The 8664-nt window shown below is 54.8% G+C and carries 9 protein-coding genes; 6 read left to right on the forward strand and 3 right to left on the reverse strand.

Annotated elements, in window-relative coordinates; translation table 11 throughout:
* The coding region (locus tag H5U36_07105) for an ATP-binding protein (GenBank protein MBC7217891.1) at positions 1–347 on the forward strand (347 nt) is incomplete at its 5' end.
* A gap of 149 nt (positions 348–496) precedes the next feature.
* Positions 497–2605, forward strand: a complete 2109-nt coding sequence (locus tag H5U36_07110; GenBank protein MBC7217892.1) for a HAMP domain-containing protein — start codon at positions 497–499, stop codon at positions 2603–2605.
* A gap of 44 nt (positions 2606–2649) precedes the next feature.
* Here H5U36_07110 and H5U36_07115 read toward each other — a convergent pair whose 3' ends face one another.
* Positions 2650–3813, reverse strand: coding sequence for an iron-containing alcohol dehydrogenase (locus H5U36_07115; GenBank protein MBC7217893.1), 1164 nt, complete (start codon positions 3811–3813; stop codon positions 2650–2652).
* A 94-nt stretch (positions 3814–3907) separates the two neighbouring features.
* On the opposite strand from H5U36_07115, the gene H5U36_07120 reads away from it, so the two are divergent.
* The gene (locus H5U36_07120) at positions 3908–4303 is read left to right on the forward strand and encodes a YjbQ family protein (protein ID MBC7217894.1); all 396 of its coding nucleotides are present in this window, start codon (positions 3908–3910) and stop codon (positions 4301–4303) included.
* Positions 4304–4418: 115 nt separating this feature from the next.
* Here H5U36_07120 and H5U36_07125 read toward each other — a convergent pair whose 3' ends face one another.
* On the reverse strand, positions 4419–4598 hold the full coding sequence (locus H5U36_07125) for a hypothetical protein (GenBank protein MBC7217895.1): 180 nt from the start codon (positions 4596–4598) through the stop codon (positions 4419–4421).
* Positions 4573–4719 (reverse strand): hypothetical protein, encoded by a 147-nt coding sequence (locus H5U36_07130; protein MBC7217896.1) that lies wholly within the window; start codon positions 4717–4719, stop codon positions 4573–4575. Before H5U36_07130 ends, H5U36_07125 begins: the two co-directional genes overlap by 26 nt.
* A 611-nt stretch (positions 4720–5330) precedes the next feature.
* Here H5U36_07130 and H5U36_07135 point away from each other — a divergent pair.
* The 3 genes from H5U36_07135 to H5U36_07145 form a co-directional block, all read left to right on the forward strand.
* A complete protein-coding gene (locus H5U36_07135) occupies positions 5331–6923 on the forward strand; it encodes a PAS domain S-box protein (protein MBC7217897.1) in 1593 nt (530 codons plus the stop codon).
* The gene (locus H5U36_07140) at positions 6821–8038 is read left to right on the forward strand and encodes a diguanylate cyclase (GenBank protein ID MBC7217898.1); all 1218 of its coding nucleotides are present in this window, start codon (positions 6821–6823) and stop codon (positions 8036–8038) included. The genes H5U36_07135 and H5U36_07140 overlap by 103 nt, the downstream gene beginning before the upstream one ends.
* A gap of 82 nt (positions 8039–8120) precedes the next feature.
* On the forward strand, positions 8121–8664 hold a 544-nt coding region (locus tag H5U36_07145; protein MBC7217899.1), incomplete at its 3' end, for a class II aldolase/adducin family protein.

Here is an 8664-nt window from a genome sequence, read left to right on the forward strand (position 1 = left end):
GTAAGGATCTGGGGAAATGCCTGGAGAATACTGTTTTTCTGGAGCTCAGACACCGCAAAGCGAAACGCCCATCCATGGAAGTGTTCTACTGGCAGGATTCGAGGAAAAGGGAAGTTGATTTTGTAGTAACTGAAGGCGAAAGTGTGAAGGAGCTCATCCAGGTTTGTGCTGAGGTTTCTGGCTTTAGGGTCGAAGAACGAGAAGTTGCCGCCCTCTTGAAGGCTTCGGAAGAGCTGGGGTGCGATAAGCTCACAGTCGTGACCCTTGATTATGAGGGGGAAAAGGAAGTTGGTGGAAAAAGGGTGGTTTTCAGAAAACTCTTGCGGTGGCTTTTGGAGGAGGGGTAGTGGAATGCTAAAGTTTTCCTGGGAGAGGACGATATATCGTTAAGAGCAAATAGAAAGGGGGATGGATATGCTGTTCCGCACAATGAGTCTTCGAGGGAAGCTCTTAGCCTTACTTTCTCCTCTTTGCCCTGGTGCCCTTTTTCCTTGCCGTGTACTTTGGGCTTTCGCGTTTTGAGGCAACGCTCATCGCAAGGGAAGTTGAGAACGCTCGAAACCTTACCGTCCTTGCCGGGGAAGCACTCTCAAGAGCCCTCGATCGGGTGCTTTCTGAAGCTGTCGCGCTTGCTCAAACCCTGGGAGGAGGCCTCTTCAAAGACCAGATTGAGAAGGCTCTCAGAGATGCTGTGGAGAGGGATCCTGTCCTTGTCTCTGCTTCTTTAGTGAACGGGCAAGGGGTTCAAATTGCCGACTCGGGGGGTCTGGGAATCGGGGAGGACAAGTCCCAGACGGACTGGTTCCAGGTGGTTTCCGCCACGAAAAGACCGCATGTTTCCGATGTGCGCTATTCTCAGGACCTCAAAACTCAGGTCATCAATGTCAGCGCTCCTCTTCTTGATGCCTCTGGAAATCTCCAGGGTGTGGTGACTTTGCGTCTTGACCTTAATAAGCTATATGCCGAGGTGACCGAAGGCGTCAAAATCCTCAAAACCGGGCTTGTCTACGTTTACGACGCCACGGGTAGAAAAGTCATCATGCATCCCTGGGAGGACCTGCGGGGAAAGAGCTTTGGGGAGTACGATAAGGAAGCTGCCGTGGCTGACGAAGGCTTGAGTAAGGATACCGAGGGCATTCTTGAGTACACCCTCAAGGGTGTGAGGCGCATCGTCTTCTTCAATACTCTCAAGCCCCGCGGGCTTTTCTCGGGAGAGAACCTGAAAAACTGGCGTGTGGCCTCAGTCGCTCCCCTGAGTGAGCTCCGGGAACCGGTGACAGTAATGCTTCGCTTTATGCTCATCCTTGCAGGAGTGGTTGTCGCCGGGATAGTGTTCTTTTCCCTGCAGATTGCCTCTTCCCTGGCTTTGCCTATCCGCTCCGTTGCCCAAACTCTTGAGGCAGTGGCCAAGGGGAATCTGCGGGTTACGGTGCTAGAGTACCGAAGGAGCGATGAGGTTGGCCTCCTCTCCCGTTCCCTCAGTACCATGGTGGGGGCCCTTCGGGGGATAGTGGAGCGGGTGCTTAGTCATTCCTCTTCTCTTGCCGCCTCAAGCGAAGAGCTCACCTCCTCAGTCCAGGAAGTCGCCAAAGCCACCCAGGAGATTGCGAGAACCATTGCCCAGGTGGCCGATGGGGCAAACCGCCAGGGAGAGAAGCTCCAGAGGCTCAACGAGCGGGTCCACTCCATTGCCGAAGAGGCAAAACGAATTGAGGAGCTCTCTGAGAAGAACATCGAGCGCATCCGGGTTACCCTCAAAGAGCGAGTGAAGCGAAACGCCAGTGCCCTTGCGGAGGTGACAAGAAACATCGAGGAATCAGTAAGAGAAGGCCAGAGCGTAGCTGAGGAAGCCGAGAAGGGTCAAAAGAGCCTCAATGTCCTTGTCGAGAGCATCAGGCGCATTGCAGAGATGTCCAAGGAAGTCGGTGAGGGCATCGGAAAGCTCGAAGGAAGGTCTCAGGAAATTGGAAGGATTGTCGATGTCATCACCGGCATTGCCGAGCAAACGAACCTCCTTGCCCTCAATGCGGCGATAGAGGCTGCTCGAGCCGGAGAGGCAGGTCGTGGCTTTGCAGTGGTGGCCGAAGAGGTTCGGAAACTCGCCGAAGGCTCTGCCCAGGCAGCACAGCAAATCGCTCAGCTCATCGCCGAAATCCAGAGGGACACCCAGGAGGCGGTGCGGAGGGTGGAGCGGACGACCTCTGAGGTAAACCAGGGAGTGTCCCAGGTGCAGGAAGTGGTCCAGGGTCTTGCGAACATCATCGGGGCCATCGCAAGGGTCCGGGAGAGCATCTCCCGCATTGCCGCCTCCCGGGATGTCCTTGAGGGCACCCGAAAGGACATGGAGAGCGTCCAGAACGAGATTGCCCTTTCCTCGGAGGATATCGGAAAGGCAGTGGCTGCAATCGTCCAGAACATTGCCACCATTGCTGAACAGGTCTCTTCCCTTGCCGCCATCGCCGAAGAGAACGCTGCCTCAAGTGAAGAAGTCTCCGCTTCCACCGAGGAGCAGAGCGCATCTCTGGAGGAAATCTCCTCTGCCGTTGAGACCTTGAGTAAACTCGCCCAGGAACTCCACGAGGTCGTGGCTATTTTCGAGGTGTAAAGCAAGAAGGGGCAGGTTTTTGCCTGCCCCTTTTACTTTTTCTTTCACAGGCACATTCTGAGGATATTCAGGACGTCCTCTTTAGTAAGCTCTTTCACCGAGCCCAGGGGACCGCGTTGTGTCACCCTTTCAGCCATAGTCTCGAAGTAGCGCTCATCAATCCCCACTTCCCGAAGAGTCACAGGAGCCCCAATCTCCTTGAACCACTCCCGTGTTCTCGCAATTCCTGCCCTCCCGAGCTCAATATCGCTTCGGCCGTTCCGGGGAATCTCCCACACCCGCTCGGCGAATTGGGCGAACTTCCCGGGAATTATGGGGAGCACGTACTCCATCCATTGAGGGAAAACAGTGGCAAGACCTGCCCCGTGGGGAATATCGTAGAAGGCACTGAGCTCATGCTCTATATCGTGGCTTGACCAGTCTCCTTCCGCTCCCGCTTCAATGAGGTGGTTCAGGGCAAGGGTTCCACACCACATGATGGTTGCCCGGGCATCGTAGTCAGTAGGGTTAGCAAGGACCCTTGGGGTGTACTCGATGATGGTCTTCATGATGCCCTCGGCAAGGCGGTCCTGGAGAGGGGTTTCCGGAGTTTTGTGGAAGTACTGCTCAAAGACATGGGCCATCATGTCCACGATGCCGTAGACTGTGTGCTCCTTAGGGACGGTGAAGGTGTTCTCAGGGTCAAGGATGGAGACATCGGGGAAAAGATGGGGGTGGCTGAGTCCGAGTTTCTCTTTCGTTTCCTCGTTGGTGATGACGGCGTTGTGGTTCATTTCAGAGCCGGTTGCAGCCAGAGTAAGAACGGTGACAAGGTGAATTCGCCCGGGAACCTCAGCCTTACCGCTAAAGAAATCCCAGGGGTCTCCATCGTAGCATGCTCCAGCAGCTATGATTTTGGCGCTATCGAGAACGCTTCCTCCTCCAACGGCAAGGACCACTTCGATTCCCTCGCGCTTGCAGAGGGCTACGCCTTCTTTGACTTTGGAAAGCGTGGGGTTCGGTTTGATTCCGGAAAGCTCAAAAACCTCGAGGTTCTCCTTTTTGAGGCTTGCAAGGACCCGATCGTAGAGGCCGTTCTTTTTGATGCTTCCTCCACCATACACCAGGAGAACCCTTTTTCCCAAGGCAGCGCATACTTCCCCAACCCGGTCGGTTGTGCCTTTTCCAAAGAGGACTCGTGTTGGATTGTGGAACTCAAAGTTCAGCATGGTCTCGACCCCCTTTGGGGGTAATTGTACCGCGGCTTTGGGGCTCTTTGAGGCGTGGTAGAATTAGAAAGAGTATAGAAAGGGGGGATTCGCAGTGCTCAAAACGCTCCTTATAGAGACCAGGGCTAAAGAAGACGTTATCGATATTACCGATCTTGTGGCCCAGGTGGTTCAGGAAGCAAAAGCCGAGGAAGCAGGCGTTTTCGTTTACGTCCCCCATGGGGATGCGGCGGTGAATATCCAGGCGGGAAAACCTTCATCATTTGAGCCGCCGCTCAATGACCTTCTGAAAAAGGTCCTCGAGAAGGACGATTTCGAGCGACCTGAAACGGGTGCGGCTTTCGTCGCCCCAACGGAAGTCCTCATCGCCCACCAGGGGAAGCTCCTTTTGGGAGAAGACCAGCGGATTTACTTCTACGAATTCAACGGGCCAAAGAAGCGTTCCGTTCACGTTCTCGTCATTCCTTCGTCCGCTTCCTGGGGGAACTGACCGGTTCCCCCCTACTTTTTCTTTGCGGTGTCCTTTGGGAACACCCCAGCGTGCGCCATTCGAATGTCTTGTCGTGACTCCAAAGCCCTCTCTCTGCAGGGCCTTGAAGAGCTCCTCACCCTTTTTCTGCAGGATAACCCGTACAATGACGTAACCTATGGCGAACCACTCTTTTTCCAAGAGCAAACCCAGCAGCGTATCCCAGGAAAGCCAGAGGGGTGCGGGCATAGATGACGAGCCGGCTCACGACGACAATCCAGATGAGGACCTCAAGGAACCCCAAAAAAGGGGGCAAGGTTTCTCCTGCCCCGGGCGGTTAGGATGATGCGCATGGTCCCAAGACTCACGTCCCCTACCCGAGAGGCAAAGACGATGAGGGGAAGCGCAACATTTCCGTACCAGTCAAATCCTTCCATTTTCTCTCCTATTGTACCCTTCCCCTTGAGGGATTGGAACAGATACGAAACCGCTTCGCTGTGCTTGCAGTGGTCAAAGAATCTTATAGCAACGCGAAGGGGTCATTGCTCGAGGGAAACCCAAGAAGGTGGCCCTGATTGCAGCGGCCAATAAGCTCTTGCGACAGATCTTTGCCATCCTGAGAAGTGGTGTTCCCTATGATCCCCATTACTTAGAGAAGAAAAGGAATCTCGCTCTTCAGGGGACTTGACTCGGAACACAGAACATTACAAGGAGCGAAGCGACGAAGCAACCTTGCACTTCCAGAAAAAGACGAGATTGCTTCACAAACGAAACGACGAGTTCGCAATGACCTTACCCTTCTTCCAAGAAGGCGGTGGAACAATCGGGTTTGCGGTGACGTCGAGGAGCCGTTGCGAGAAGTGGAAAAAGTAACCTTGTGTTCCAGAAAGAGGAAGTCGCTTTGCCACGCTTACACGTCAGAGGGGATTTTTAACAAGTGCCCTCTGGTATTGTTAGTTTACTTGTAATCGTTGGTCATCTATAATTCTTCTGTCCTTTTTAATACAGCATAGGCAGTGGTTTTTGGTTTTTTCAGGAGGGGAGAAAGGTGTCGCTTCGCTTCAAGGTTGCAAGCGTCATTGGCGTCATTTCCCCCTGTTCCTTTTTCCTTACCTTTTTCGCAACCAACCGGCTTCTCCTGCGCGATTCCCTGAAACTCGAGAACGAGGACCTTGCGGGGAAGGTGACCCAGCTTTCCCGTATCATCGAGAGCGAGAGGAAAAACCTCGAGCGCATCGTTGCCGACTGGGCGTTCTGGGATGATACCTACGAGTTCCTGGGTGGGGAGTACCCGGAGTATGTGGATGTGAACTGCACCGATGATGTTTTCCCGAACCTGGGGATTTACTTCCTTGGATTCTTCAAGGAAGATGGAACGCTCTTTTACGGGAAGAGTGTGGACCCCAATACCCAGAGACCCTTTCCTCTTCCTCAAGAGCTCGTGCGCCTTGTGCAGCAAGTTGGCGCTTCCCTTTCTCCGGGGTACCTCCTTGACCGAAGGAGCGGTTTCCTCCCGGTGGGAAAGGAAGTATGGTTCTTTGCCCTTTCCTGGGTTCTCACGAGCGACCTTTCGGGTCCACCCCAGGGGTTTCTCGTCATGGCGCGCAAGGTCGACGAGCCTTTCCTTGGGCACCTCTCTGACCTTTTTGGCCACAGGGTAACCCTTGAGATGGTCGACAGGGCCTCTTTTGCGGAAAAGCGCCAGAAAGGTTTTGTGGTGCGCGAGACCACTCCTTTCCAGGCAATCGTTGCCGTTCCCTTTCCGTATGCTCTTGGGGAAGATGGCTTTGCGTTCACCTTTCCGTACCGGCGAAGTTTTCTGGTCCGGGGACAGGAAGTGGCTAAGGTTCTCCTCTGGGGGCATGTGGCCGGGAGCTTGGCGATTTTTCTTTTCCTCTTTCTCCTTGTTGAGCACGTTGCCGTGCGACGGGTCCTACGCCTTACGAGTTTCCTGAAGCGGGTTCGGGAAGCAGGGGATTTCACAGCCCGATTTGAAGCAAAAGGTAACGACGAAGTGGCTCTTGTCGGGGAGGCGGTCAATGTGCTCCTTGAGGAAGTGGAAAGGAAAAGAAAGGAGCTTGTGGAGAGCGAGGCTCGCTTCCGAAGGCTCTTTGAAGAGGTACCGGTTGGAGTGTACCAAGCCCGCTTCGGGGGAGAAATCCTCCAGGCAAATCCTAAGGTCCTTGAGATTCTCGGGTATACGGAGCTTCGGGAGCTCCAGGAACTCGGCCTTTCCTCCTTCCGTCAGGATGCATTCCTTTCTTTAGCGACCTTTGAGCAGTTCCTTAAAGAACGTGGGGAAATCCAGAATGTGGTCAGTACCTGGAGGGTTCGGGATGGGTCGCTTCGTTTCCTGCGGGAGAGCGCCCGGGTCATCGGAGAGGATGTGTACGAAGGGACCCTTGAGGACGTTACTGAGGAGGTTCTCGCCCGGGAGGACGTCCGGCGGAACGAAATGTACTACCGGATTCTCCTTGAGTACAGCTCCGATGGGGTTGTGGTTTTGGACAGGGAAGGGTACGCTTTGCCACCTCTTCGGTGGAGAACGTCACCGGGTACACTCCTGAGGAGGTTCAGGGGATGCTCGCCCTTTCTCTTCTCCATCCCGAGGACATGCGTCGAGTGCAACAGCTCTTCTTGAGGAATGCCGAGGGAATGGTTGGGCGGGTAGAGTTCCGCCTGAAGCACCGAAGCGGTGAGTGGCGTACAGTCGAAGCTATTGGTCGGATGCTCCTTTCCCACCCCCTTGTCCGGGGAGCGGTGGTGACCATTCGGGACGTTACAGAGAGGAAGAAAGCGGAAGAGGCGATACGCCTTGCGAGTTTCCGAGACGCACTCACCAGCCTCTACAATCGGGCGTACTTTGAAGAAGAGCTGCATCGCTTGAGCAGTGCCCGTTCCGTTCCCCTGAGTATCATTGTGGGGGATGTCAACGGGCTCAAGATTGTGAACGATGCCTTTGGCCATGCGGAAGGAGATCGCCTGCTCCAGGTGGTGGCTGAAGCCTTTCGGGCAAGCTGCCGAAAAGAGGATGTCGTGGCCCGCTGGGGTGGGGATGAGTTTGCGGTGATTCTCCCCAAGGCGGACGAGGAAGTGGCCCAGGGTATCTGTGCACGAATTAGGGAAAGGCTTGGGGGAGAAAGGACTCTTCTTCCTGCAGGGGTAGCTCTGGGATGGGCAACCCGAAAAAGTCTTTCGCAGAGCGTCGAGGATGTGGTGCGTGAGGCAGAGGAACACATGTACAGGGTGAAACTTGCCGAACGGGAAGATTTCTACCAGGGGGTCCTTGCGGCTCTGGAAAGAGCCCTTGAGCGTATTAAAGGGAAGCGTTTCCTTGAGGAGATTGAAAGGCTTACCCTTCGTTTTGCAGAGCGAATCCGGCTTCCCCAAAAGGAGCGTGAATCCCTTGCCCTTCTTGCCCGCTTCCACGATGTGGGTGTGGTGCCTCTTGTGGAGAGGGGTGAATGGCCGGGACTTCCCCGGGAGGTTTTCCTTCGCCGTCACACGGAGTCCGGCTACTTCATTGCGAGCAACATTCCCCTCCTTGCCCCCTTTCGGAGGCCATTCTTTCACACGAAGAATGGTGGAATGGGGAGGGGCTCCCAGGGGGGCTTCGAGGTGAAGAGATCCCCCTTCTCTCCCGCATCGTGGCCCTTTGTTTGGCTTTCCTTGAGCGGCCCCGCCCTGAGGCCCTTGCCTACATCAGACGAGAGAGCGGTCGGATTTTTGACCCCTTCCTTGCTCGAGAGTTCCTAAGTCTCGTGCAGGAAGGTTTCGCCGAGAACGGCGTATCGAAACTCTGATATAATAGAAGAAACACGAGGAAGAAGGGGTAGCTATGGACGAGCGTAAACTCCGCGAGGATCTTGCTTTCTTTGGTCGGCGAATTCTTGAGGTCGGTCTTGCCGTTGGTCCTGGGGGAAATATCAGCGCCCGATGGGGGAAGAAGATGCTCATTTCTCCGAGTGGTCTCTCCTTTGACGAGGTTCCTCCTGAAGGGTACGTTGCGGTGGACATTGAGACAGGTAAAGTGGAAGGTGAGGGACGGCCCTCTTCAGAGGTGGCCATGCACCGGGCGATTTACCTTGCCCGAAGTGACGTGCAGGCCGTGGTCCATGTGCACCCTCCCTTTGTCATTGGTGTGGCAAGCGGTGGTGGAGAGATTCAACCGATGTTTCCGGATTTCGTGGCTCTCATCCACAAAGTGGTAACCCTTCCCTACATTCTCCCCTGCACGGAAGAGCTTGCCCAGGCGGTTCGGAAAGCTGTGCAGCATGCTGAAGCCGTAGTCCTTGCAAACCACGGGGCCATTACCGTAGGAGCAACGCTCAAGGAAGCCTTCTACCGGGCTCAGATTCTTGAAGAGGGAGCAAAAATCATGA

Origin of the sequence: Candidatus Caldatribacterium sp., assembly GCA_014359405.1 — a bacterium.
Classification (GTDB): domain Bacteria; phylum Atribacterota; class Atribacteria; order Atribacterales; family Caldatribacteriaceae; genus Caldatribacterium; species Caldatribacterium oleiphilum.

What these genes read in the sequence shown, in the direction of transcription:
- H5U36_07115 (MBC7217893.1), bottom strand. Translation starts at nt 3,813, where the DNA reads ATGCTGAACTTTGAGTTCCACAATCCAACACGAGTCCTCTTTGGAAAA.
- H5U36_07130 (MBC7217896.1), bottom strand. Translation starts at nt 4,719, where the DNA reads ATGGAAGGATTTGACTGGTACGGAAATGTTGCGCTTCCCCTCATCGTC.